The sequence below is a fragment of the Chryseobacterium cucumeris genome, assembly GCF_001593385.1.
In the GTDB taxonomy this organism is placed as follows: domain Bacteria; phylum Bacteroidota; class Bacteroidia; order Flavobacteriales; family Weeksellaceae; genus Chryseobacterium; species Chryseobacterium cucumeris.
In genome coordinates this window covers 138,218-161,823 of record NZ_LUVZ01000045.1, presented here as the reverse complement: position 1 = coordinate 161,823, position 23,606 = coordinate 138,218, and the positions used below count along the sequence as shown (strand labels likewise).

Genomic DNA, 23,606 nt, shown 5'->3' with positions numbered 1-23,606 from the left:
TATTTAAAACAAAAACAATGGGAAATTTAAAACTAAAAGGAAAAGATATATTAAAACTGGGCTATCCAAATAACCAAAGCGTCAACGTAGCATTGGAAGTCATGAAAAGAAATTTTGCAACGAAGAATATTCATCATGTAAAAGCTATTTTAAAGGAGATCCTGCTGAATCCGGAAGAATTTGAAAAAGATCTGACTTTCGGACAAATTGCAGAAACTTTGCTTTCATCCAAAAAAACTGAAAAAAGAATGCTGAATTCACAACGTGCTTCGTTTCAGATTTTTGGTAACAATATCTCAGAAGAGGCAAAAAATCAGTTGTACACAGCTTTGAAACTGCCTGTTTCTACTCAGGGAGCATTAATGCCGGATGCCCACAGCGGGTACGGACTTCCCATAGGAGGAGTTCTGGCAGTGGAAAATGCAATAATTCCTTACGGAGTAGGGATGGATATTGGTTGCAGAATGAGCCTTAGTATTTTGGATACACCGGTTTCATATCTTGAAGGAGCAAGAGATAAATATGAAAAAGCGCTTGCTGAGCATACAAAATTCGGAATGTATGAAACGCATAAATCTCACATAGATCATGAGATTTTCGACAGAGATACATTCGATATGATCCCGATCTTAAGAAGATTAAAGGGAAAAGCCATCAAACAGATGGGATCCTCAGGCGGAGGAAATCACTTCGTAGAATTCGGGGAAGTGGAAATCACTGAAGAGGACGAACAAATTGGTCTCCCAAAAGGAAAATATCTGGGAATACTTTCTCACAGTGGCTCAAGAGGCCTGGGGGCAGAAATAGCACAATATTATTCAAGAATGGCGACAGAACAATGTCCGTTACCAAAAGAAGCACAAAACTTTGCATGGCTGGATTTGAGTACCCATCTTGGATTGGAATACTGGACGGCAATGAACCTTGCCGGAGATTATGCTTCAGCCTGTCATGATGATATTCACAGAAGGCTTGTAAAAGCAGTTGGTGGAAGAGTGAAAGCCAGAATTGAAAATCATCACAACTTTGCCTGGAAAGAAATCCATAACGGTAAAGAAGTAATCGTTCATCGAAAAGGTGCAACACCTGCCAATGAGAATGAATTGGGAATAATTCCGGGATCTATGACCGCAAAAGGGTTCATCGTTCGCGGTAAGGGAAATCCTGAATCCCTGAATTCAGCATCACACGGTGCAGGAAGAGCTCACTCACGAGGAGAATGCAGAAGCCTTTTCACTCAGCATGATATCAAAAAAGAGCTGAAACTTAAAAATGTCACATTGATGGGCGGAAATGCAGAAGAAGCACCAATGGCCTACAAAGACATCAATGAAGTGATGAATGCACAGTGTGAGCTGGTAGATATTCTGGGAACATTCCAGCCGAGAATTGTGAGAATGGACAAATAATGCGCCTCATACTTTATAACCTTACAGGTTTCAAAAACCTGTAAGGTTTAATCAGAAAATATTGAAAAACAAAAAATGGGAGCACCACATAACATAAAACGATACGGTGAAGTCTGGCCGGAATTCAGAATTCAGTCAGGACTCGGAATTTTAGATAAATTAAAAGATAAAGTCATTATATCAGGGGGTTGGGCATGGCATTTTATGTCAGAAACAGGACATACAGAATACAAGCATGCCCATGACCACAAGGATATTGATGTTTTTGTAAAAAAAGAAAATGTAGCAGAAGTAGTTATCATTCTTCAGCAGGAAGGATTCCAGAAAGTCTGGACACGATATGACCATCTGCCGAGTGACGAAAACTTTCGCAGGTATGAAAAAACAGTTGAACTGAAAAATGAAAAACTTTACAGAATTACCATAGACTTCTTTGAAAGAGATGATCTAGAGACAGTAGAAACCAATGGTTTTACCGTTGTGAGGCCTGATATTTTACTTTCTTTTTACAGAAATATTCACTCCAGTGACAAATGCTGGGCAGTGATGGCCGCAAAAGAACTATTACAAAAGGGAATAAATCCGGTTGGAAACCCTTTATTAAGCAAAATGCCAACATAAAAAATGGAAAAATTAATACAGATCACTTCGGGAAGAGGCCCTTTAGAATGCCAGTGGGTAGTAGCCAGGGTTCTGAAGGCCTTTCTTGAAGAGGCAAAACACAATACAATAGAATACGAAATCATTCATCGTGAAAATGGAGATGAAAACCTGACATTAAAATCAGTAACCCTGCTTTTGAAAGGAAAAGACCTAAGCTTGTTTTTAAAAAGCTGGCTGGGAAGTGTTTGCTGGATAGGGAAAAGTACATTCAGGAAGCTCCATAAAAGAAGCAATTGGTTTATCGGAATTTTTGAACTGGAAAATGTAAAAATGACTGATTTCCATGAAAAAGATATCCGGTTTCAGACTGTAAGAAGCCAGGGAAGTGGAGGACAAAACGTAAACAAGGTGAATACCGCTGTACGTGCCACCCATATTTCTACCAACGAAACTGTTTTTGTACAGGATTCCCGTTCACAGCTGGAGAATAAAAAACGGTCTGTGATCAGACTCAAAGAAAAGGTGATGGCAGTTTATATACAACAACTGGAAAGAAAACTGAAAGAAACCTGGTCGATGCAGATGCAGGTAGAGCGCGGAAATCCGGTTCGTACATTCTCAGGGACAGATTTTAAAAAGAATTACGAAGACAAGACATTTAAGAAACGAAGAAATGCCTTGAAAAATGAATTAAAAAACTACAGAAATGACGTTAACTAAAAGTAAATATTATTTTGAAGCATTAGACTACTTCCCATTCAATCTTTCTGAATGTATGGATGCGCTGAATTATGCTTTATCCTACGAACCGGAAGATGCGGACAGTCTTTGTCTCATGGGAAGAATATATTCAGAAGAATTAAAGGATTATGAAACTGCCAAAAAATACTTTGATGAAGCCATGCAGAGTAATATTGGGAATATTAATACTCCCAAATATTATATTGAATGTCTTTTGAGTAATGAAGATTATAGAGAAGCAGAAAAACTGATTGAATTTGCTTTGAAACTAAAAGGAATTGATAAATCAGAAATCCTGACCTGTCTTTCTCTTCTTCAGGAGAGAAGCTTTGATTACAAACAGGCTTTGGCAACACTTAAAGAAGCTAAAAAATTTGCTTACAACCGTGCAGCACTCGAAATTATTGAAGACAGAGAAAAACTGGTTAAAGGAAAAGTAACCAGGACAAGAACCGTAAAAAAGGCCGAATAATCTTTTTTTTGATTTATAATAAAAACAGTACGACTACTTCAAAAGTCAAATCATTTGACTTCTGTCATTCTGACGAATGAAGAATCTTATTGATAACCATAAGCGTGAGATTCTCCATTACATTTCGTTCAGAATGACAATTTTGAGGTAGTCTTATTTTTTATTCACGGAGATCAGATAATCATACACCATTTGATGTTGGTCATCAGTAAGCTTGGCCTTCGGAGCCATTCTGCTTAAAGTATTGATCCATCCCTGGTTGTCATGCTTGGTTGGCTCCGGAAGCTTATGGCATTTTGCACAGGAATTTTCAAAAATGGTTTTTCCTTGCGCCAACTGCTCAGATGAGGTGTACTTTGGCCCGGTAACAGCCACACTTTTCGGTCCGCAGGATACCAGAAATGCCGATGCTGCAATACCTGTTAAAATGAATTTTTTCATATCCTAATATTTTTTTGATGATTACTTCTTTACAGAAACAATATAATCATAAACCCATTGATGCTGTTCATCCGTCAATTTTGCCTTTGGAGCCATAGAATTCATGATTCCTACCCATTGCACAGGGTTGTGTGAAGCAGGATCTGGCAATTTATGACATCTTCCGCAAGAGTTTTCAAAAATAGTTTTCCCCTGAGCAATCTGTTCTGCAGTAGAGGTAGAGGTTCCTGCAGTAGTAGCGGACGTAGAAGCTTTCGGCGTACAGGATACAAGCAAAATAGCCGTAAACGAAGCCGCAGCGATGAGTTTTTTCATGTTTCTTCTTTTGATATAAAACAAATGTAATAAATTCCTGAAGCCGTTGATACAGGATATTCTAGTTTTAATTTAGAAGAAATAAAAACTAAATTCATAAAAAATTGATAATTCCAAATAAAGCCAATTTGTGTCTTTTGTGTGATCATTATGATCCAGGTATTGACCATTCACATTTTAATTATTAATTTTGAATTAATGAAATTTTCTACAGAAGAGCTAATAGAGGGAATACAGTCAGGAAACAAACGCCTGATTGCAAAAGCTATTACATTGGTTGAAAGTAAGAAAGCAGAGCACAGAGCCCAGGCAGAAGAGCTTTTGAAGAAAATTATGCCTCTTACCGGAAACTCTGTGAGGGTAGGAGTAACGGGTGTTCCCGGAGCAGGAAAATCTACTTTTATAGAAAACTTTGGACGTTTGGTGATTGCTCAAGGAAAAAAGGTTGCCGTTTTGGCTATTGATCCCAGTTCGGCCATCAACAAAGGAAGTATTCTGGGGGATAAAACCAGAATGGAAGAATTGGCCAAAGAAGAAAATGCATTCATTCGTCCTTCTCCTAGTTCAGGATTTCTGGGAGGAGTAGCCAATACTACTTTTGAAACCATGATGATCTGCGAAGCTGCAGGCTATGACTATATTTTAATTGAAACTGTAGGAGTAGGGCAATCAGAAGTTCTGGTGGCCGATATTACCGATGTTTTCTTATTCCTTAAAATCATTGGGGGAGGAGATGAACTTCAGGGAATAAAACGAGGGATCATGGAAATGGTAGATCTTATTTTTATCAATAAAGTAGATCAGGACAATCTTCAGAAAGCGAAAAATACAAGGCTTGAATTAAAAAGAGCTTTGGACTTTATTCCACCTAAAGAAAAAGGATGGAAGATTCCTGTTTTACTAGGCTCTGCACTTCATAATCAAGGATTACAGGAAGTCTATGATACAATATTCGAATTTATTGATCTGAAAAAGAAAAGCGGCCGTTTTGAAGAAATCCGTGTTCAGCAGGCTGAAAAACGATTTGAATATTGGGTTCAGGAATATATTTTATCCCTGATGAAAAAAAGTAATGCTGTGGAGGAAGCTTATCATATGCACAAAAAAAATGCTTCAGCCATGGTTTCCAATCCAAGTACTGAAGCAAAATTATTTGTTGAAAAATTTTTATTGAACGAAAACAGGGATTAAAGTTTCTCTTTGTCCTGTTTTACCTCAGTTTTAGAAATGTATCCATCATAAGTAATGGGCTGTCTGTCACTACTTCTCATAGAAACGAAAGCTTTTCCGTTTTTAAATACTTCAATATTAACTTCGTCTACGTTTCTTACATCTTTAGGTTTGAACTTAAAAGTCCAGGTTCCATTTTTATTCTGAGTTTTAGTTACCGTAAAATCTTTTGAAGTAAATCGGTAGCTGTTATCACTGGCACTTCCAAAAGTTGGATTGAACATCCTTCCAAAATAAGGCAACACTACATCCAGTGTATTTTTACTGACATCAATGGTATAATCTCCATTCAGATTCAACATTCTTGTTGCTGTGGCATTAGGCATTGAATTCATGACATTAATAACATCATAATTCGTAGGATTGGCTCTTTGTGCATAGAACGTAAATTCCTGGGAATTCACCAAAGTGTCCACTGTTTTCGGATCTAATGAACCTTGTGAAGCACAGCTCTGAAATAAGAACAGGAATCCAAAAATCATCAGTAAAGAAATATACTTTTTCATAATGATATAATTATTAAATTTAAACAGCAAAATGTATGCAAATATATTGTTTCTGAAATATTTTGGAATAAAAATTGTTAAGGTTGAATTATTAACACTCAAACTATGAAAGTTACACATCTATTAGGAATGGGAGCTATTGCTCTGTCGGCTGTTGCCTGTACTACAAACCCGATTACGGGAAGGTCTTCTTTACAGCTGGCCAACAATTCGGAAATTTTAACAATGTCTTCACAGGAATATAGAACGACATTGTCTAAAGGTAAAGTGATTACCGGTACGGCAGATGCAAAGAGAGTGGTAAATGTAGGAAACAGAATTAAAAATGCGGCAGAAAGATATTATCAGAGTATTGGAAGATCAGCAGATCTTGCAAGCTACAGCTGGGAATTTAATCTTTTGCAGAGCAATGAGCTGAACGCCTGGTGTATGCCTGGTGGAAAAGTTGCAGTCTATACGGGAATATTACCGGTAACAAAAGACGATAACGGACTTGCAGTTGTAATGGGACATGAAGTTTCTCACGCGCTGGCAGGCCATGGAAACGAAAGAATTTCTCAGGCAATGGTTGCTCAGTATGGAGGGGCAATCCTGGGAGGAACAATCTCAAATTCACAATGGGCAAGTGTTTTCCAGAAGGTTTACCCTATCGGTTCACAGGTTGCTTTATTGAAATACGGAAGAGGTCAGGAATCTGAGGCAGATGAAATGGGGCTTTACCTGATGTCTATGGCAGGATATGATCCAAGAGCAGCCATTCCTTTCTGGAACAGAATGGAAGCCGCATCTACAGGAGCAAGACAGCCTGAGTTCTTATCTACCCACCCGAATCCGGAAACAAGAATTTCAGATATCAACAAAGATCTTCCGAAAGCTTTAGAATATTATAAGGCTGCGGGAGGAAAATTATAATTAGAATTTTAATCTTGAGTAAGGCCTTATTAAATTTTTAGTAAATTTGGTAAGGCTTTTTTATGTAACCACCTAAACACAATATTATGAAGAGTTTATCAATTACCGGACTTATCCTTTTAGCTGTTTCTGCATTACTTTTCTATTTAACAACCGATTTTGCCGTAGAGCAAATAAAAATTTCTCACATTATGGGAATCATGGCGGGAATCGGGATCGGGCTTATCATTGGAGGAATGGTAGGCTATGTAAGTAAAGGAAGCGCTATAAAAGCGGAACAGAAGAAAAAAGAATTCAAACAGCTGCAGAAAGACAAAGAAGAGCTTGAAAAACAAGCTGCAGAAATTGCAAAACGCCAGGCTGAACTTGAAGCACAAAATAAAAACCCTCAAATTTAAATTTGAGGGTTTAAAGTTGTTATTTTCAATAATTCATTAGAATTTATATCCTAAACCTACCATAAACAAATTAGGTCTGTTATCATATCTGATTTCCGAACCGGAAACTTTGTTGATGAAATTTCTTTCGTCTTTGCTGAAAGCGCCCTCATATCTGGCATTTACAATAAGCTTTTTGATTTCAAGCTGCGCACCGAACTGGTATCCTACTGTAAAGTCATTTTTAGCATTTTCTTTGAAATCATTGTAAGTATTGTCTTTATTTAAGTTAAAACTTCCTACAGGTCCTACAAAAACGCCCAGCATATTCCCTAAAAGATTATATCCTAAAAGAACCGGAACATCGATACGGTTGCTTTTTACATCAAAAGTAGTGTTCTCTGTAGTAAACTCATTTTTGAAGTGAGTGTAATAGATTTCCGGCATCACAAACAAGGAAGTAGGAAGACCTACTTTTAATGAAAGCCCAACATTGAAACCTACATTATTTTTACCTGTTCCCTCAATCGCATCATTCACTGTTCCTTTAATATTGGACCATGAAGGAGAGCCTGTCGGAAAAATTAAGTTGGCTTTACCTGCCAGTGAAATCTGTGCAGATGCCCACATTGAAAACCCTAATAACGCTATACTAAGTACCTTTTTCATTATCGTCTATTTTTGTATTTGTCGTTTCAATCGTTTTATTATTCTCTAGTAAATATTCTCTCAGCTCTTTAAACAGTTCTGAAGAATAAACGAAGTCAATCAGATTTTTATTGCCTGCAGTAATCAGAATGTCTTTGTTGCCTTCCCATTCTTTGATTCCAAGTCTTAGGTATACAATTTTCTCGCCAATCGTCATTACAGAGTTCATATCGTGGGTATTGACAATGGTTGTGGTGTTGTATTCCTTTGTGATCTCGTAAAGAAGATCATCTATTACTTTTGAAGTATAGGGATCAAGTCCCGAATTGGGTTCATCACAGAACAAATATTTGGGATTGTTTACAATTGCTCTCGCAATAGCAACCCTTTTCTGCATTCCCCCTGAAATTTCAGAAGGATATTTCTTTTCAGCTTTATCAAGGTGTACTCTCCCTATTACTTCAAAAACCCTTTTCTTTTTTTCTCTGTAGGTAAGATTGGTAAACATGTCAAGAGGAAACATAATGTTTTCTTCAACAGTTAAAGAATCAAATAATGCACTTCCCTGGAATACGGTTCCGATTTCTGAACGGAGATGTTGTTTTTCATCTCTGGTCATCGTATTAATATCTTTCCCATCAAACAGGATTTCTCCTGATGAAGGCATATAAACATTCAATAAACTTTTTAGAAAAACGGTTTTCCCGGAACCACTCTGCCCAATGATTAAGTTTACTTTTCCTTTATCAAATGAAGTTGAAATTCCCTTAAGCACTTCAACATCATCAAAACTTTTCTTAAGATCTTTTACCTCAATCATTAGCTTAATATTAATTGGGTTAAAATTAATTCAGAGATAATAATGAACACCATTGTCCATACTACGGCCTGTGTACTGGCTCTACCTACTTCCAAAGATCCTCCTTTTACATTATATCCGAAGTAGGAAGGTACTGTTGCAATGATAAAAGCGAAAACAGTGGTTTTGGTAAATGCATAATAAATGAATAAATTAGGCATATACATTTGAATACCAACAATATAGTCGTTTTCTGTCCAGTTGCCTGTTAAAATTCCTGCAATATATCCTCCGAGAATACCAAATACAATACTGATGGCAATAAGCAGAGGATTAAAAATCATACAAGCGATAATTTTCGGAAATATGAGGAAGTTGGGTGAATTTACTCCCATAATATCCAATGCATCAATTTGCTCTGAAACCCTCATCGTTCCAATACTGGAAGCAATATATGATCCTACTTTACCGGCCAGAATAAGGCTGATGATGGTAGGTGCAAATTCCAATACCAATACTGCTTTTGTAGCGTATCCTACAAATGATGGAGGAATAGGAAAGGAAGAGGCGTCAAAGTTGTTGAACATCTGAATAGCAACTACAGCCCCCACAAAGATTGATGTGAAGACGACAAGCCCGAAAGAATTTACTCCCAAATCATTAATTTCTCTCATGAACAGCTTCCAGAATACTCTCATTTTCTGAGGTTTCTGCAGGGATTTTCCCAAGAGGATAATGTATTCCCCTATCGCTGTGAAAAACTTTTTTAACATACTGCTAAATTAGACTTTTTTATTTAATTGGGCTAGGGTCAAGAATAAGACCAAAGCTTGGTTTTGTGTTAAAATTATTTCAATATTTTTGTTATTCCGTTCTTCATTTTGCATTTTTATCTCCTCCAATCACCAATAAAACGGTTTTTAAAATAATAACCAGATCAAGTACGAAACTCCAGTTTCTTACATAGAAAGCATCTGCCAGAACTCTTTTTTTCATTTCTACTTCCACATCTCCGAAGTCACCACGCAGTCCATTTACTTGTGCTAGTCCGGTAATACCAGGACTTACCATACTTCTCAGACTGTATCTGCCGATTTTAGGTTTGTAATAATTGTCGACAGCCAGCATGTGAGGACGCGGGCCTACCACAGACATTTCTCCTCTCAGCACATTGATGAATTGAGGAAGTTCATCAAGACTGGTTTTTCTTAAAAACTTACCCACTCTGGTAATTCTGGAATCATTGACAGAGGTGGTTTTGGTGGTAGATTCATCATTGACAACCATTGTTCTGAATTTAATACAATTAAAAACCTCTTCATGAAAACCGTATCTCTTCTGAATGAAAAATACTGGACCTTTGGAAGTTGTTTTGATTAAAATAGCAATGATTGGAAATACCCACAAGCAGATGAAGACGAATATAATAACAGAAAAGAAAATATCAAATGTCCTTTTCATCAGGAAATTAGAAAAATAATCTAATGGATATCTGGCCTGATTAAGGACGGGCTGGGTCTGTATATAGCCAAGGTCATAAAGGAAAAAATCACTTTGGGTGATACTTGGAATCAGCGAAATGTGAATCTTATGATCTTCGGCCAGTCTGAAAATTTCATTTTCCATTGCTTCGTCATAGGAGTTTTCCATCGATAAAAATAAGGTGTGGATTCCGTTCTTTTTCCAGAAATCTACCAGTTCACTGATCTTCACCCCGGTATGTTCGTATTCAAATATTCTGTATCCATAATCTTTACGGTCTGTAAAGATATTCTTCAAAATTTCTGTGGAATGGTTGTCTCCTAAAAACATGACATTCCTGTAATTGGCACCAAGAGACCGTAAATATTTGATTGCAAAATATACTAATGATTTTGCAAGAAAGATGGCAATAAAAAGGTAAAGGGAAAGCCAGTAAATATCCGAATTGAAAAATACATTCTTACTTACCTTTCCTATAAGCAGCACTCCCAGTATAAAAAACAGGAAATGGATCAGAAGGCGTTCAAGAAACAAGGTATAAGTAAGGTTTCTCGGAATATTGTATATTTTTGTCCTACCACTTAATAGTACCCAGAACAAAAACAACAGAACCAGAGAAAAACTATTCTGATACCAGGTTTCTTTATTGTATTTTAAACTTTCATTTCTGCTTATAAAAAAGAATATGAAGATAGATGCAATAACCATGAGGTCAAGCAACATAATGATTGATTTCAGGTATCTAGAGTATCGAATTCTCTGCATCTATCGGTATTATAGCGAATAAGCCCGGCTAATTTACACTTTTTTACGGGATATTCAGATATTTGTGCGTCTGAACAGAAGCCTGCCATTCAGGGTTTTCCAGAATGAAATCTGTGATCTTGGGATACATGTCGTTTCTTTTGCTCCATTCACTCTGAAGATAAAGCTTACAGTTTTCAGAAACTTTTGCAGCTTGTTCCTGAGCAAAAGTAAAATCATGCTGGTTGAAAATAATCACTTTAAGCTCATTGGCCTTTTGATAGATCTCCTCCTTAGGAAGTCCTGTTTTCTTAGGGGAGAGAGTAATCCAATCCAGCTGCCCGCTCACAGGATACGCTCCTGACGTTTCGATGTGCACTGTACATCCCAATTCTTTCAGTTTGGAGGTCAGGATATCTAAATTCCACATTAAAGGTTCACCGCCGGTCAATACAATTGTTTTACAGTGTCTGGCAGCTGTTTCTGCAATTTCTTCTGCATTCATCAAAGGGTGGAGTTCCGGATCCCAGCTTTCTTTTACATCACACCAGTGACATCCTACATCACAACCTCCCAGCCTGATAAAGTATGCGGCTTTTCCGGTATGTGCCCCTTCTCCCTGTAAAGTGTAAAAATGCTCCATCACAGGGAGCATTTTACCTTCTTTTAATAAAATATCTTCTTCTTTATTCATTTTAAAATTAGTCGTTATAGACCGAAGTTTTGTAAGCAATGATGGTGTTTTTCATCAGCATCGCTCTTGTCATTGGGCCTACTCCTCCAGGTACGGGAGTGATCCAGCTTGCTTTGGCAGCACAGCTGTCAAAATCTACATCACCTGCAAGGTAATATCCTTTTGGAGAGTCATTATCTACTCTTGTAATACCCACGTCAACAATTACTGCTCCTTCCTTGATCATATCTCCTTTTAAGAAATGTGGATCTCCCAAAGCGGTAATGACGATGTCTGCTTTTCTTGTATATTCTTCGATGTCTTTCGTGTATGAGTGTGTAAGGGTAACAGTAGAGTTTCCAGGGAAATCTTTTCTTCCCATCAAAATACTCATTGGTCTTCCTACAATTTTACTTCTTCCGATAATGACACAGTCTTTTCCTTTCGTTTCAATATTATATCTTTCCAATAAAGTTAAGATCCCGAAAGGAGTTGCCGGTAAGAAAGTATCCATTTCAAGAGCCATTTTACCGAAGTTTTCCGGGTGGAAACCATCCACATCTTTTCTAGGGTCAATAGCATTGATGATCTTTTCCTGATCAATCTGATCTGGTAAAGGCAGCTGAACGATAAATCCGTCTACCGCTTTAGACTTATTAAGCTCGTCAATTTTTTCCAATAGTTCAGATTCAGAAACAGTGCTTGGAAACTTGATTAAGCTGGATTGAAATCCTACTTCCTCACAGTCTTTCACTTTAGAGTTTACATAGGCCTTGCTAGCTCCGTTATTTCCTACAAGAATAGCTACCAAATGCGGAGCTCTTCTTTTGCTTGCGAGAATCTTTTCTACTTCTACCTTGATCTCCGCTTTAATTTCCTTGGATACTTTAAGTCCGTCAAGAATTTCTGCCATTTTTACTTTTTTACTTTATAGATTTACTTTTACTTTCTTTTTACTTACTATTTATTTTCTTTATAGTAATTGATCAATCCGTTGGTAGAGCTGTCATGAGAGCTTATTGCTTCATTATTTTCAAGCTCAGGAAGGATTTTATTGGCTAATACTTTTCCTAATTCTACCCCAAACTGGTCAAAGCTGAAAATATTCCAGATGACACCCTGAACGAAAATTTTGTGTTCGTAAAGGGCGATCAATTGACCTAATGAGAAAGGAGTTAATTCCTTGAATAATATGGAGTTAGTTGGGGTGTTTCCATGGAAGACTTTGAAATTGATCAGTCTGTCTATTTCTTCATCAGATTTTCCGGAATTTCTAAGCTCTTCTTCCACTTCTTCTTCCAGTTTTCCGAAGGCAAGTGCCTCAGTCTGAGCAAAAAAGTTCGCTAATAATTTATCTTGGTGATCAGAAACATGGTTCGGGCTTTTTGCATAGGCAATAAAATCTGCCGGAATCAATTCTGTTCCCTGATGGATTAACTGATAGAATGCATGTTGTCCATTGGTTCCAGGTTCTCCCCAGATGATCGGTCCCGTTTCATATTCTACGAATTCACCATTTCTGTCTACACACTTTCCATTACTTTCCATATCTCCCTGCTGAAGATACGCTGCAAATCTGTCCAGATATTGAGAATAAGGTAAGATGGCATAAGTGGTTGCTGCATAAAAATTACGGTACCAGATTCCTAAAAGTCCCATTAATACGGGAACATTTTCCGAGAATTCTGCTGTCTGGAAGTGTTGGTCTGTATCAAAAGCACCTCTTAAAAGCTGCTCAAAGTTTTCATATCCTACAGAAAGTACAATACTTAATCCGATAGCACTCCAAAGAGAATATCTTCCGCCTACCCAGTCCCAGAATTCAAAAATATTTTCTTCTGCGATTCCAAACTTCTTAACTTCTTCAATATTAGTAGATAAAGCAACGAAATGTTTTGCTACATCTTCCTGTTTTCCTGCTTTCAGAAACCAGTCTTTAGCTGAATTGGCATTCGTCATTGTTTCCTGAGTCGTAAATGTCTTGGAAGCAATGATGAATAAAGTAGTTTCAGGATTTAAATCTTTTACTACTTCTGCGATATGATTTCCGTCCACGTTGGAAACAAAGTGAGCGTTTAATCTTGTTTTAAAATGCTTTAAAGCTGAACAAACCATAACAGGACCTAAATCTGATCCTCCGATTCCGATGTTGACTACATCTGTAATCTCTTTTCTGCTGAAACCTTTATGTTCTCCTGAAATAATCTTCTCAGAAAAAGATTTCATATGCTCAAGAACTCTCTTGATCTGTGGTTTGATATTTTCTCCATCTACGATAATTTCACGGTCGGAGAAATCTCTTAAGGCGGTATGAAGAACAGCTCTCCCTTCTGTTTCATTGATTTTATCTCCTGAGAACATTTTGGAAATAGCATCTTTTAACTGGCTTTCTTCAGCAAGTTGTAGTAAAAGATTCTTTGTTCTTGAATCGATTAAATTTTTAGAATAATCAAAAAGATAATTGTCCTTTTGTAGAGAAAACTCATTAAAACGGTTCGGGTTATACTGGAAAAGAGTTCTAAGATCAAAGTCATTTCCACCGAAGTGTTCGTCAAGTGCTTTCCAGCTGCTAGTTTGTGTTGGATTTATTTTTGATAGCATATTACAGAATTTTTATCAATCAGAAGATCATATATCGGATGAGAATAGGTCATAATCCATAATGATTTATTTCTGATTTGCAAATTTACGGAAAAATAAAACCTCTGATAAATTTGAAGACGATAAATAACATTTTTTTAAAAAACAAAACCCCAGAACAGGTCGGAGGTTTTGTAAAATGTGTTTTGTGGTAGGAGTTTTCAATACTATTCATCCATTTCGTTCAGAATGTTTTCCAATTGTTTTGCGCTTCCTCCATAGATGTATTTTGTCCATAGAACAATGCTGGTTATAAACCCTAACGTTCCTATCAGTACTGCAATGATTAATCCCTGTTGATGAGAAGCAGAAAGTTCTGGTAAAGACTTTCCCTGCTCTTTCATCGTATTGTAGATAACCAGTCCAATAGTAATAAGTAAATGTGGAAGTAATAAAAATCCGAAAGACTGATATCTTTCCATATTCAGACGAAGTTCATGATATATTTTCCAAAGACTGTTTTTAGTGTTTCCGGTATAAAGTTCTGTCTGCTTGTAGAATTTATAAAATCCTAGCAGATAGTATGAAGAGATAACCACCATCATCGTATAGGATACATAATAAATAATGTACTGTGAATGAGGGAATTTAAACTGTAAAGGGAAAAAAGCGATCAGAATGATGGCCAGAATCTGCATAGGAAATTCTTTCTTCATGTTTTTCTGGATTTTTTCTATAGGGTGTTTGCTTTCCTTTAATTGCTTTATGGTATCAGGAATATGGACATCGCTGTCTTCTTTATTCCACTGTTCTTTTAATTGATCAAAATTCATAACCTGATTTTTTTATGATTTGCTGTATTTTTTCTTTTGTTCTATTGAGTTTTACTCGCGCGTTGCCTTCACTAAGTCCTAAATTATTCCCTATTTCTTTGTGAGACATCCCTTCCATGAAATAAAATATGACGGCTTTTTCCAGAGAGTTCAGTTCCTGAACGGCCCTGTAGAAAATTTCCAGCTGCCTGTCTTTGGTGGGATTATAATCTTCCTGCTGAACTTCAAAGTGCGAAGGAGCATCTGTGTGATTATTAGATCTTTGCTTTTCCTTTTTTAAATAGGTAATTGCAGTATTGATGGCAACCCGGTACATCCATGTAGAAAACTCACTATTGCCTTTGAAATTCTGGTAGGACTTCCAAAGCTGGATTAGGATTTCCTGCTGCAGGTCTTCCCGGTCTTCTACGGAATCTGCATAGATCCTTGAAGCTTTATATAAAATGCCCTTGTGCTGGTTGACGAGCTTTAAAAAAGCGGTTTCAGTTGGATTGCTCACAATCGTTTCATGGTTTGGTTATAATTATAAGCTTGATACAGGTTTTACCTTGTAGCCTTTTGCCTGTAGAAGAGGAATAATTCCGTTTTCACCCATAAGATGAGAGCCTCCAACGGCAAAGAAAGAACTTTCTTTTTTCATCATGTCCGGCATTACTTTTACCCAATTTTGATTTCTGTTGGTCAGCATGGCTTTTTCCTGTCGGGCATTCATGAATCTTTCATCCTTAAAAAGACTGTAAAGAGATTGTACATTTTCATTTTTAAAAGCTTCAATCATCTTTCTGAATAATATTTGATATTCCTTGTCCATTTTCAGTTGAGCAATAGTGCTTTTCAGATCATACGCTTCATTGATTGATTTCATCTGATCTTCCACTTTTTCAAGTCCTTTGATGCTTTTTTTATCTTTTATTGCTTTCTGAAGAAGTTCCATTTCGTAAAGCTTTACTTCCGTCTGAGGGCAGGGGATTGCTTTGGTAGAAAGAAGAGCATACAATGCCTGAGGGCTTGAAGAATCTATACTTTTCAGATCCGTTCCGTAATTGGCAAGAACAGTATTCAGCTCTTTAGCTTCTTCGGGAGAAAGCTGATCCGATATTTTTTTATCTGCTTTAAACATTTTCTGTAATGACATCATTTCAGCGGGATCTGTATAATTGATTTCCATAACAAAGTTGTCAGATTTCTCAAGCGCTTTCAATACCTTAGATTTGATCTCAAAATCTTTACTGCATAAGATATGAAAAGTTCCGGTAATATAAGAAGGCTTCGAAAGTCCGTTGCCGGATATTTCCCAAAGCAGGCTGTTGTCTTTGTTTTTACTTTGTGCGTTGGCTGTTATGAAATTCAATGACAGTAATGCTGCGAATCCAAGTTTTATTAAATTTCTCATTGTATTAATTTTTTTGATTTTCTGTTCTTTTAAACAGTAGGTAAAGCAGGCATTACAATCGTTACAGTTTTTTTCAAAAAAAATAAAAACCTCCTGAAAACAGGAGGCTGTAAAATCTAAAATTATGATGATAACCAATTGGTTAGGATGGTTTTTTATTCCGGGTTTTTTGGATATTCAGGTTTTGAAATTTTTCTTTTTCTTAAAAAATAGAGGATTGCAGCAGCAATTACTAGGAGTGGCCATACATTGATAAGCCCCACAATAATTCTCTGAATCAGATAAAAACCGTATACAAAGCCATCTTTAGCATCATAGATGAAATTGTATTTATACTTATTATCAATACTTGTAGTGTTGGTGACAGCAATTTCTGCAATACGCAACTGAGGCTCTTTGATGTAAATGTCAATCGTGCTGTATTTCAGATCATCCGTCATGTTCATGCTGGAAAGCTTTTGAAGATTTCCTTCAGACATATTCTCATCATCCAGCGTTACTTTATCTTTATTTGTTTTCAGCTTACTGATGTTCTCAGAAGTTTTTTGATTTCTCTTTCCTTCCAGTTCAGAATACTTGATGTTGGCCGTAACATCCTCAGCATTGATGGATCTTGAATTAAGAAATAATTTATTGGTATTGATCGCTGTCAATAATTCTCCCAGTTTTTCCGTTGGAATACGTACCTGCATTCTGTTCTCTGTCTGGTATTTTTTAACCATCATCGCCTTTTCATTGGATGTGTTGTAGGTGTTTTCAGAAACAACGTTACTTTGAAGATTACTATTGGTAACAAATCCTCCAAGCTCCTGAACCGATTTTTCAATAGCAATCGTTGCATTATACACATCTTTTACTTCCATGTTCACATCAGCTGTTTTGATGAACAGTTTGTCTTTTACTTTCATTTCTGCAACGGATGAAATACTGTCGGAAACAATAGCAGTAGCAGAATCTGTTGTAGCATATGCTTCAAGGTCTGTTGAAGCTACTTCTCCTTTTTTACATGAATAACTTCCTAATAAAAGTATAGCTGACAGAGATAATTTAATGTAAGTGGTTTTCATAGCGCTGATTTTTGTTGTTTTGCTTGAGTCAAAGTTCAGTCAGGATCTTTTGTAACACTTGAAAATCAAAAGTAAAAACCTTGTAAATAAAATTTTCGGTTTTAATGAATTGAAATATAGTATTTTGTAAAATAAACTTGAGCTTCAGCCATTGCTTTCGGAGCAGTTTTTGCTTATCTTTTACAAACCAAAACTACAATCTATCACTATGTCAAATACTTTTTCCAAAATCAGAAACGCAATAGGATTATTCACATCTATAGATTTTGATCAGCTGAGCGCCATTTCTCAAAAAGTGGATTTGCCAAAACTGATGCATAATTTCTCAAAACTGGATGATAAACAGCTTTCCGGGCTTATGAAAATGCTCGATCCCGAAAAGAAAAAGAAAGAACTTCCTCCCATTGATGGAGACTTTTATGATATCTACCATACTCTTACTCCTGAACAGCGTGAAATTCAGCTTAAAGTAAGAGCGTTCATGGAAAAAGAAGTCAAGCCTCTGGTCAATCATTACTGGCTCAGAGATGAATTTCCTTTTGAGCTGATCCCAAAATTTCAAAAACTGGATATCTGCGGGGTTACTTATGAAGGCTATGGCTGTCCGGGAATGCCTTTCCTGATGGAAGGTGTTATTGCCATGGAGATGGCAAGAGTAGATGCTTCTATTGCCACTTTTTTCGGAGTACAATCCGGACTGGCAATGGGCTCTATCTATATTTGCGGATCTGAAGAGCAGAAGCAAAAATGGCTTCCGCAGATGCAGAAATTTGAAAAAATAGGGGCTTTCGGGCTTACGGAGCCGGAAGTTGGGTCAGGAGCAGCAGGCGGACTTACGGTAACCTGTAAAAAAACACCTGAAGGCTGGATTCTTAATGGTCAGAAAAAATGGATTGGAAATGCTACTTTCGCTGATCTGATCATTATCTGGGCAAGAGATCTTGATAGCGGAGAAGTGAAAGGGTTTATTGTAGAAAAAGATAATCCGGGATATTCCGTAGAAAAGATCAAAGGAAAAATGGCGTTAAGAATTGTTCAGAACGGATTGATTACCTTAAAAGACTGTCTCGTTACCGAAGAAAACCGTCTGCAGAATGCCAATTCCTTTAAAGATACAGGAAAAGTACTGAGAATGACAAGAGCTGGAGTAGCATGGATGGCCACAGGTTGTGCACGCGGAGCTTACGAAAGTGCTTTGGATTATACCCGAAAAAGAGAACAGTTTGGAAGACCTATTGCCTCATTCCAAATGATTCAGGGACATCTGGTGGAAATGTTGTCTAATCTCACTGCCATGCAGACGATGGTTTTCAGACTGTCTGAAATGCAGGATGAAGGAATTTTAAAAGATGAACATGCTTCTTTAGCCAAAGTTTTCTGTACTCTCAGAACAAGAGACATTGTTTCCAGAGCAAGAGAAGTAATGGGAGGAAACGGAATTCTGCTTGAGTACGATGTGGCCCGGTTTGTTGCCGATGCAGAAGCCATTTATTCTTACGAAGGAACAAAAGAAATCAACTCGCTCATCGTAGGACGATCGATAACAGGTTTCAGTGCTTTCGTATAGGTGACAGGTAGCAGGTAATAGGTTGTAGGTGCTGCAACCTGCAACCTATCATCTGCCGCCTTATGAAACTAAATGTTTATATTTTTCCTTGTTGTCAATAATCACCCAAAGATTGATCAGAAACATTACTCCGGCAATACCCATTCCCATAGGAGATTTATCCATTGTGAAAACATGCGTGACAATTCCTACCATGACAGGTAAAATAACAATGGCACCTAATGCTCTTGTTTTTGGGAAAATAAATAATAACCCGCCAATAACTTCTACAATGCCCACTAATGGCATCAGCCAGCTGATTTCTCCAAAAGCAGCGAAAAGTTTCATTTGTTCTGGAGTAGGTTTCTCCATGGGCATATAATTAAAAAACTTGTTTAATCCGGCATTAATAAACATAAGCCCGAAAAGTAAACATAAAATGAATTTTACTGTTTTCATGTTTGGTGATTTTATACCAAATGTAAAATAAAAATAGGATTCTTTGATTGTATTTTTATAAAAAATGTATAATTAATGTTAATGATAGGTTAATGTTGTGTTTTGGACAATTTCATTGTTTATATTTGATATTCAAACTAAACTAATACTATTATGTTGAAAAATCTTAAAAAATTAAACCGTACGGATTTGAGAGAAATCCAAGGAGGCGGAGGTGTTGGAAAATGTGATATAGGACCTATAGGATGTCCTTGTAAAATTCCACCAGGTGATCCTTGTTTAGGCGGCCCGGGTGGAGATCCTAGTGGACCTTCTTATGGATATTGTCCTGACAGCCAATCTTATATTCTTTGTACGGAAACGTGTCCAAATGGAATGAGCCCTTTGTGCGCTCTTCCATAAATAATATAAAAAAGACTGTCTCGAAAAAGGCAGTCTTTTTATTTAAAGTTACGAGTATACCAATGAGTACCCATTGCTTATTACTCATTACTCATATTCTAGTCCATTTCCTTCAAAGTGATATTCTTGGAAATTTTGTAGCTTTTTTTCTTCTTATGAGGTTTGGGCTCTTCTCCTAGCAATCTTCCCCAAGGTTTTAGATCGTCTACTCTTTCACAGATAATTTTTATAATCGCAATCGCTGGAATGCACAGGAACATTCCTGCAATTCCCCAAAGATGTTCTCCTAAAAGGATTCCAATAAAAGAAAATAGAGCGTTGATCTTTACTTTAGAGCCCACCACAAATGGTAGGACAATATTTCCATCTACAGCATGAATGGCAATATACCCTAAGGCAACATAAATACAGGTTGAAGGCGTAGAAGTAGCAAACGCTATAAAACAGGAAATGAGAAGAGAAATAAAAATTCCCAGATACGGAATAACGTTTAATAATCCTGTGAGAACTCCTAAAAGGATAGCATATTTCACTCCCAGAATGGTAAGGAGCGTGGAAGTAAGAACAGATACAATAATCACCTGAAGGAAAAGCCCGAAGATATACTTCTTGGTCATGATTCTAATTTCGTTTACAGCTTCCTGTACACTTGCTTTATGTCTTTCATTGAAAACTGTAACGATAAAATTGTTTAAAAGTCTTCTGTAATTTAAAATAAAGATGAAAAACAGGGTGAAAAATATAATAAATCCGAATCCGGTTGAAAATATTCCAAAAGTAAATCCTAAAATGACTCCCGAAGAAGATAGCAGTTTAGTTAATCCCTGGTTAATATAATCCACCTGTTCATCCACTTTCACATTAAATGTTTTGGAAACCCAATGCTGAAGGCTGTTAAAAACAGTCGTAAACTGTTCCTTGAGGTGTGGAAGATCCTTACTGAAGTCAGACAGCTGATTGGTAAAGAAATAAATGATACCACCTAAAATCATCAGCATAATAAATACTGAAGTCATGGTAGACATAGATCTTGGAAATCTTAACTTTCTTTCCATAAAAGTGGCTGCAGGTAAAAACAGCATTGCCATCAGGAATGCCAGGAAAAACGGAGCTAAAATACTCTGTCCCAATGCCAGAAGATAGCCAAGTCCAATGATGGAAACCACCACGAGGGTAAGCTTGACAAGGAAAGGAAGTCTAAGAAAATTCATAATCTAAAAATATGCGGTGTGGAATAAAAATAAGAAAACCTTTCCGAATTGAAAAATTTTTTATTCAACTCTCCGGGATTTTCTTCTGTTGTTGCAAATTTTATTCCAGCCGATAAAATTGTACGCTTTTTTATAAAAAGAAACACGCTCCGGATATCTGAGCGTGTTTCTTTATTGAGAAGTTAATATGTTGTAAGTTATTTTATTCTTCAATGGCGATGTCAATGACTTCCTCCATTCTGTTGACGTAGTGTACTCTCAGATTTTTCAGATAATCTTTTTTGATTTCCTCCACATCTTTTCTGTTGGCCTCACAAAGAATAACATCTTTGATTCCTGCTCTTGTTGCTGCAAGAAGCTTTTCTTTGATTCCTCCTACAGGTAGTACTTTCCCTCTTAATGTAATCTCCCCGGTCATTGCCAGGTGGGGTTTTACTTTCTTGTTTTTAAATGAAGAAACCATGGATGTCAGCATAGCAATACCAGCAGACGGTCCATCTTTAGGCGTTGCTCCTTCAGGAACATGTACGTGGATGTTTTTCTTTTCAATGTCTTCCTGAGGAATACCCAGTTCATCATGCTTAGCTTTAATATATTCCAAAGCAATAGTAGCAGATTCCTTCATTACCGTTCCCAGGTTTCCAGTCATCGTTAATGCCCCTTTACCATTGCTTAAAATACTTTCAATATAAAGGATATCTCCACCTACACTTGTCCATGCAAGACCAGTTACCACACCCGGAACTCCAGTGATTTCAGATAAGCTTTTAGGTCTTGGAACCCCAAGAATTTCATCTACTTTTTCCACTGAGATTTTTGGATCATAATCTTTTATCAAAGCAGTCTGTAGCGCTACCCATCTTCCAATGGCTGCAATTCTTTTTTCCAGAGTTCTCACTCCGCTTTCTGAAGTATGAGCTTCTATAATATGTTTGAGTTCTGCATTTCCAAGTTTGAATGATTTTGCATCCAGACCATTTTCTTCCTGTTGTTTTTTGATCAAATGTCTTTTGGCAATCTCAATCTTTTCCTCCAAAGTATAGCCGGCAATCTGAATAATTTCGGTTCTGTCTAAAAGAGGAGTCTGTATGGTTGAAAGTGAGTTGGCAGTAGCAATGAACATTACTTTTGAAAGGTCATAACCCATCTCCAGGAAATTATCATAGAAAGACTTATTTTGCTCTGGGTCAAGAACTTCTAGGAGTGCTGAGCTCGGGTCCCCATGAAGTCCCTGTCCGATTTTATCAATCTCATCAAGAACAATTACCGGATTTGAAGTACCGGATTTTTTGATGGACTGTAAAATTCTTCCCGCCATAGCACCGATATACGTTTTTCTATGTCCGCGGATTTCACTTTCGTCATGAAGTCCTCCCAATGATAGTCTTACATATTTTCTCCCTAAAGCATCCGCAATAGATTTTCCTAAAGAAGTTTTACCCACCCCCGGAGGCCCTACCAATAATAGGATAGGAGACTTCATGTTGTTTTTTAATTTTAAAACAGCCATGTGCTCCAGGATTCTTTTCTTAATATCTTCCAGTCCGAAGTGCGCTTTGTCAAGTACTTTTTCAGCTTTTGCAATATCAAAAATATCTTTTGTATAAGTTTCCCAAGGTAGATCTGTAAAGAAATCCAGATAGTTTCTCTGTACGTTATAGTCCGGAGAATTAGGATTCTGACGCTGCAGTCTGCCGATTTCCTTCTGGAAATGGTCTTCTACCTCCTGACTCCATTTTTTTGTTTTAGCTTTAGCAATAAGGTCTTCCACATCACTTTCAGGTCCACCGCCCAGTTCTTCCTGGATTGTTCTGATTTGCTGATTCAGGAAATATTCTCTCTGTTGCTTATCTAAATCTTTTGAAGTTTTCTGATGAATCTGATTTCTCAGTTCCAGTTTTCTGAAATCCTCATGCATCAACTCGTAGCACTGGTTGGCTCTTGTCATAAGACTTTTCTCTTCAAGCAGTTTTTGTTTTGCAATCGAAGAGAAATTAGCATTGGTGCAGATGAAATTCAGAAGATCATCATTATTGTTAATATTTTTAATCGCAAAGTTGGCGGCATTAGGAATATTAGGATCCAGTTCAATGATCTTTAAGGCAAGATCCTTGATGTTTTCCAGCAATGCTTCATACTCTTCCCGGTCTTTAGGCTGGGTATCTTTTAATTTTGATATTTCAGCTTTAAAATATGGTTGATTATCAACGATTTTTTTAATCTTAAATCTGTGAAACCCTTTGGTAATAGCAGTAATATTGCCTTCGGGAAGCTTAATGATCTTAATAATCTTTGCCAGTGTTCCGGTAGTATATATATCTTTTTCGGAAGGTTGTTCCAGATCCGAATTTTTCTGGCTTACAATTCCAATAAAATCCCCGTTTTTCTGTGCCTCTTCAAGAAGCTGTATAGAGGTTTTTCTCCCCGCAGTAATAGGAATTACCACATTAGGGAACATGACCATATTTCTTACGGGAAGTATAGGGAATATTTTCTGTTCGGAATTTTTATCAGTCTCTGCGAAATCGGAAAGATTGATTTCTTCAGTTACGATATCAAATCCGTCACTGATCATTTCTTCTAAACTAATATCTTCAAATTCTGTCATAGTCAATCGAATGACAAATTGTCATTTTCGTTTTTTATCGTTAAAGGGATTTTTATATAATATACTCTGAAAACGTGCGGCATATTATAATGTTTTAAAAATGCACAATACTTATGCCATTTGTTTTTTACTTAAAAATACGGTCAAAATTTCCT

The 23,606-nt window shown here is 36.9% G+C and carries 26 protein-coding genes; 9 read left to right on the top strand and 17 right to left on the bottom strand.

What is annotated here, in order from left to right:
- Nucleotides 1-17: 17 nt before the first annotated feature.
- The 4 genes from A1704_RS21470 to A1704_RS21455 all read left to right on the top strand — a co-directional run bounded on the left by A1704_RS21470 (nt 18) and on the right by A1704_RS21455 (nt 3,225).
- Nucleotides 18-1,409, top strand: coding sequence for an RtcB family protein (locus tag A1704_RS21470; RefSeq protein WP_062676048.1), 1,392 nt, complete (start codon nt 18-20; stop codon nt 1,407-1,409).
- Between the two features lie 75 nt (nt 1,410-1,484).
- Nucleotides 1,485-2,030, top strand: coding sequence for a hypothetical protein (locus A1704_RS21465; protein ID WP_062676047.1), 546 nt, complete (start codon nt 1,485-1,487; stop codon nt 2,028-2,030).
- Nucleotides 2,031-2,033: 3 nt separating this feature from the next.
- A complete protein-coding gene (gene prfH, locus A1704_RS21460) occupies nt 2,034-2,732 on the top strand; it encodes a peptide chain release factor H (RefSeq protein WP_062676046.1) in 699 nt (232 codons plus the stop codon).
- A complete protein-coding gene (locus A1704_RS21455; RefSeq protein WP_062676045.1) occupies nt 2,719-3,225 on the top strand; it encodes a tetratricopeptide repeat protein in 507 nt (168 codons plus the stop codon). Before prfH ends, A1704_RS21455 begins: the two co-directional genes overlap by 14 nt.
- A gap of 153 nt (nt 3,226-3,378) precedes the next feature.
- Here A1704_RS21455 and A1704_RS21450 read toward each other — a convergent pair whose 3' ends face one another.
- Nucleotides 3,379-3,666 carry a c-type cytochrome gene (locus A1704_RS21450; RefSeq protein ID WP_034692685.1) on the bottom strand — a complete coding sequence of 96 codons (288 nt, stop codon included), beginning with the start codon at nt 3,664-3,666 and terminating at the stop codon, nt 3,379-3,381.
- Between the two features lie 21 nt (nt 3,667-3,687).
- A complete protein-coding gene (locus tag A1704_RS21445) occupies nt 3,688-3,981 on the bottom strand; it encodes a c-type cytochrome (RefSeq protein ID WP_062676044.1) in 294 nt (97 codons plus the stop codon).
- A 198-nt stretch (nt 3,982-4,179) separates the two neighbouring features.
- Between A1704_RS21445 and meaB the strand changes: the two genes are divergently transcribed.
- On the top strand, nt 4,180-5,172 hold the full coding sequence (gene meaB, locus A1704_RS21440) for a methylmalonyl Co-A mutase-associated GTPase MeaB (RefSeq protein ID WP_062676124.1): 993 nt from the start codon (nt 4,180-4,182) through the stop codon (nt 5,170-5,172).
- Here the strand turns inward: meaB and A1704_RS21435 are convergent.
- Nucleotides 5,169-5,717, bottom strand: a complete 549-nt coding sequence (locus A1704_RS21435) for a DUF4251 domain-containing protein (RefSeq protein ID WP_062676043.1) — start codon at nt 5,715-5,717, stop codon at nt 5,169-5,171. The genes meaB and A1704_RS21435 overlap by 4 nt on opposite strands.
- A 105-nt stretch (nt 5,718-5,822) precedes the next feature.
- Here A1704_RS21435 and A1704_RS21430 point away from each other — a divergent pair, with 105 nt between their 5' ends.
- Both A1704_RS21430 and A1704_RS21425 read left to right on the top strand, forming a co-directional pair.
- Nucleotides 5,823-6,629, top strand: coding sequence for a M48 family metallopeptidase (locus A1704_RS21430; RefSeq protein ID WP_062676042.1), 807 nt, complete (start codon nt 5,823-5,825; stop codon nt 6,627-6,629).
- An 86-nt stretch (nt 6,630-6,715) separates the two neighbouring features.
- Complete coding sequence (locus tag A1704_RS21425; RefSeq protein ID WP_062676041.1) at nt 6,716-7,027, top strand: hypothetical protein; 312 nt, start codon at nt 6,716-6,718, stop codon at nt 7,025-7,027.
- Nucleotides 7,028-7,063: 36 nt separating this feature from the next.
- Here A1704_RS21425 and A1704_RS21420 read toward each other — a convergent pair whose 3' ends face one another.
- From A1704_RS21420 to A1704_RS21370, 11 genes are all read right to left on the bottom strand, one after another.
- Nucleotides 7,064-7,675, bottom strand: a complete 612-nt coding sequence (locus A1704_RS21420) for an outer membrane beta-barrel protein (protein WP_062676040.1) — start codon at nt 7,673-7,675, stop codon at nt 7,064-7,066.
- Nucleotides 7,659-8,474, bottom strand: a complete 816-nt coding sequence (locus A1704_RS21415; protein ID WP_062676039.1) for an ABC transporter ATP-binding protein — start codon at nt 8,472-8,474, stop codon at nt 7,659-7,661. The genes A1704_RS21420 and A1704_RS21415 overlap by 17 nt, the downstream gene beginning before the upstream one ends.
- Nucleotides 8,474-9,226 (bottom strand): MlaE family ABC transporter permease, encoded by a 753-nt coding sequence (locus A1704_RS21410; RefSeq protein WP_062676038.1) that lies wholly within the window; start codon nt 9,224-9,226, stop codon nt 8,474-8,476. Before A1704_RS21410 ends, A1704_RS21415 begins: the two co-directional genes overlap by 1 nt.
- A 103-nt stretch (nt 9,227-9,329) precedes the next feature.
- Nucleotides 9,330-10,700 (bottom strand): exopolysaccharide biosynthesis polyprenyl glycosylphosphotransferase, encoded by a 1,371-nt coding sequence (locus A1704_RS21405; RefSeq protein WP_062676037.1) that lies wholly within the window; start codon nt 10,698-10,700, stop codon nt 9,330-9,332.
- 43 nt (nt 10,701-10,743) lie between these two features.
- Nucleotides 10,744-11,373, bottom strand: coding sequence for a 7-carboxy-7-deazaguanine synthase QueE (locus A1704_RS21400; protein ID WP_062676036.1), 630 nt, complete (start codon nt 11,371-11,373; stop codon nt 10,744-10,746).
- Between the two features lie 7 nt (nt 11,374-11,380).
- Nucleotides 11,381-12,265, bottom strand: a complete 885-nt coding sequence (locus tag A1704_RS21395) for a bifunctional 5,10-methylenetetrahydrofolate dehydrogenase/5,10-methenyltetrahydrofolate cyclohydrolase (protein ID WP_034692667.1) — start codon at nt 12,263-12,265, stop codon at nt 11,381-11,383.
- A 47-nt stretch (nt 12,266-12,312) separates the two neighbouring features.
- On the bottom strand, nt 12,313-13,953 hold the full coding sequence (gene pgi, locus A1704_RS21390; RefSeq protein ID WP_062676035.1) for a glucose-6-phosphate isomerase: 1,641 nt from the start codon (nt 13,951-13,953) through the stop codon (nt 12,313-12,315).
- Between the two features lie 206 nt (nt 13,954-14,159).
- Nucleotides 14,160-14,765: a hypothetical protein gene (locus A1704_RS21385; protein WP_062676034.1), complete on the bottom strand. Its 606-nt coding sequence runs from the start codon at nt 14,763-14,765 to the stop codon at nt 14,160-14,162.
- Nucleotides 14,755-15,189 carry an RNA polymerase sigma factor gene (locus A1704_RS21380; protein WP_394361698.1) on the bottom strand — a complete coding sequence of 145 codons (435 nt, stop codon included), beginning with the start codon at nt 15,187-15,189 and terminating at the stop codon, nt 14,755-14,757. The genes A1704_RS21385 and A1704_RS21380 overlap by 11 nt, the downstream gene beginning before the upstream one ends.
- Nucleotides 15,190-15,288: 99 nt before the next feature.
- On the bottom strand, nt 15,289-16,158 hold the full coding sequence (locus tag A1704_RS21375) for a TraB/GumN family protein (RefSeq protein ID WP_065119713.1): 870 nt from the start codon (nt 16,156-16,158) through the stop codon (nt 15,289-15,291).
- A 155-nt stretch (nt 16,159-16,313) separates the two neighbouring features.
- Nucleotides 16,314-17,225 (bottom strand): DUF4349 domain-containing protein, encoded by a 912-nt coding sequence (locus tag A1704_RS21370; protein WP_062676031.1) that lies wholly within the window; start codon nt 17,223-17,225, stop codon nt 16,314-16,316.
- Between the two features lie 208 nt (nt 17,226-17,433).
- Here A1704_RS21370 and A1704_RS21365 point away from each other — a divergent pair, with 208 nt between their 5' ends.
- Nucleotides 17,434-18,792 (top strand): acyl-CoA dehydrogenase family protein, encoded by a 1,359-nt coding sequence (locus tag A1704_RS21365; RefSeq protein ID WP_062676030.1) that lies wholly within the window; start codon nt 17,434-17,436, stop codon nt 18,790-18,792.
- A gap of 60 nt (nt 18,793-18,852) precedes the next feature.
- On the opposite strand, the gene A1704_RS21360 is transcribed toward A1704_RS21365, so the two are convergent.
- Complete coding sequence (locus A1704_RS21360) at nt 18,853-19,230, bottom strand: DoxX family protein (RefSeq protein WP_062676029.1); 378 nt, start codon at nt 19,228-19,230, stop codon at nt 18,853-18,855.
- 153 nt (nt 19,231-19,383) lie between these two features.
- Here A1704_RS21360 and A1704_RS21355 point away from each other — a divergent pair, with 153 nt between their 5' ends.
- The gene (locus A1704_RS21355) at nt 19,384-19,632 is read left to right on the top strand and encodes a bacteriocin-like protein (RefSeq protein WP_062676028.1); all 249 of its coding nucleotides are present in this window, start codon (nt 19,384-19,386) and stop codon (nt 19,630-19,632) included.
- Nucleotides 19,633-19,730: 98 nt separating this feature from the next.
- Here the strand turns inward: A1704_RS21355 and A1704_RS21350 are convergent, their stop codons facing one another.
- Together A1704_RS21350 and lon are read right to left on the bottom strand one after the other, a co-directional pair.
- Nucleotides 19,731-20,843: an AI-2E family transporter gene (locus tag A1704_RS21350; protein ID WP_062676027.1), complete on the bottom strand. Its 1,113-nt coding sequence runs from the start codon at nt 20,841-20,843 to the stop codon at nt 19,731-19,733.
- Nucleotides 20,844-21,045: 202 nt separating this feature from the next.
- Nucleotides 21,046-23,451, bottom strand: a complete 2,406-nt coding sequence (gene lon, locus A1704_RS21345; RefSeq protein WP_062676026.1) for an endopeptidase La — start codon at nt 23,449-23,451, stop codon at nt 21,046-21,048.
- Nucleotides 23,452-23,606: the final 155 nt, after the last annotated feature.

What these genes read in the sequence shown, in the direction of transcription:
- A1704_RS21470 (WP_062676048.1), top strand. Translation starts at nt 18, where the DNA reads ATGGGAAATTTAAAACTAAAAGGAAAAGATATATTAAAACTGGGCTAT.
- A1704_RS21465 (WP_062676047.1), top strand. Translation starts at nt 1,485, where the DNA reads ATGGGAGCACCACATAACATAAAACGATACGGTGAAGTCTGGCCGGAA.
- prfH (WP_062676046.1), top strand. Translation starts at nt 2,034, where the DNA reads ATGGAAAAATTAATACAGATCACTTCGGGAAGAGGCCCTTTAGAATGC.
- A1704_RS21455 (WP_062676045.1), top strand. Translation starts at nt 2,719, where the DNA reads ATGACGTTAACTAAAAGTAAATATTATTTTGAAGCATTAGACTACTTC.
- A1704_RS21450 (WP_034692685.1), bottom strand. Translation starts at nt 3,666, where the DNA reads ATGAAAAAATTCATTTTAACAGGTATTGCAGCATCGGCATTTCTGGTA.
- A1704_RS21445 (WP_062676044.1), bottom strand. Translation starts at nt 3,981, where the DNA reads ATGAAAAAACTCATCGCTGCGGCTTCGTTTACGGCTATTTTGCTTGTA.
- meaB (WP_062676124.1), top strand. Translation starts at nt 4,180, where the DNA reads ATGAAATTTTCTACAGAAGAGCTAATAGAGGGAATACAGTCAGGAAAC.
- A1704_RS21435 (WP_062676043.1), bottom strand. Translation starts at nt 5,717, where the DNA reads ATGAAAAAGTATATTTCTTTACTGATGATTTTTGGATTCCTGTTCTTA.
- A1704_RS21430 (WP_062676042.1), top strand. Translation starts at nt 5,823, where the DNA reads ATGAAAGTTACACATCTATTAGGAATGGGAGCTATTGCTCTGTCGGCT.
- A1704_RS21425 (WP_062676041.1), top strand. Translation starts at nt 6,716, where the DNA reads ATGAAGAGTTTATCAATTACCGGACTTATCCTTTTAGCTGTTTCTGCA.
- A1704_RS21420 (WP_062676040.1), bottom strand. Translation starts at nt 7,675, where the DNA reads ATGAAAAAGGTACTTAGTATAGCGTTATTAGGGTTTTCAATGTGGGCA.
- A1704_RS21415 (WP_062676039.1), bottom strand. Translation starts at nt 8,474, where the DNA reads ATGATTGAGGTAAAAGATCTTAAGAAAAGTTTTGATGATGTTGAAGTG.
- A1704_RS21410 (WP_062676038.1), bottom strand. Translation starts at nt 9,226, where the DNA reads ATGTTAAAAAAGTTTTTCACAGCGATAGGGGAATACATTATCCTCTTG.
- A1704_RS21405 (WP_062676037.1), bottom strand. Translation starts at nt 10,700, where the DNA reads ATGCAGAGAATTCGATACTCTAGATACCTGAAATCAATCATTATGTTG.
- A1704_RS21400 (WP_062676036.1), bottom strand. Translation starts at nt 11,373, where the DNA reads ATGAATAAAGAAGAAGATATTTTATTAAAAGAAGGTAAAATGCTCCCT.
- A1704_RS21395 (WP_034692667.1), bottom strand. Translation starts at nt 12,265, where the DNA reads ATGGCAGAAATTCTTGACGGACTTAAAGTATCCAAGGAAATTAAAGCG.
- pgi (WP_062676035.1), bottom strand. Translation starts at nt 13,953, where the DNA reads ATGCTATCAAAAATAAATCCAACACAAACTAGCAGCTGGAAAGCACTT.
- A1704_RS21385 (WP_062676034.1), bottom strand. Translation starts at nt 14,765, where the DNA reads ATGAATTTTGATCAATTAAAAGAACAGTGGAATAAAGAAGACAGCGAT.
- A1704_RS21375 (WP_065119713.1), bottom strand. Translation starts at nt 16,158, where the DNA reads ATGAGAAATTTAATAAAACTTGGATTCGCAGCATTACTGTCATTGAAT.
- A1704_RS21370 (WP_062676031.1), bottom strand. Translation starts at nt 17,225, where the DNA reads ATGAAAACCACTTACATTAAATTATCTCTGTCAGCTATACTTTTATTA.
- A1704_RS21365 (WP_062676030.1), top strand. Translation starts at nt 17,434, where the DNA reads ATGTCAAATACTTTTTCCAAAATCAGAAACGCAATAGGATTATTCACA.
- A1704_RS21360 (WP_062676029.1), bottom strand. Translation starts at nt 19,230, where the DNA reads ATGAAAACAGTAAAATTCATTTTATGTTTACTTTTCGGGCTTATGTTT.
- A1704_RS21355 (WP_062676028.1), top strand. Translation starts at nt 19,384, where the DNA reads ATGTTGAAAAATCTTAAAAAATTAAACCGTACGGATTTGAGAGAAATC.
- A1704_RS21350 (WP_062676027.1), bottom strand. Translation starts at nt 20,843, where the DNA reads ATGAATTTTCTTAGACTTCCTTTCCTTGTCAAGCTTACCCTCGTGGTG.
- lon (WP_062676026.1), bottom strand. Translation starts at nt 23,451, where the DNA reads ATGACAGAATTTGAAGATATTAGTTTAGAAGAAATGATCAGTGACGGA.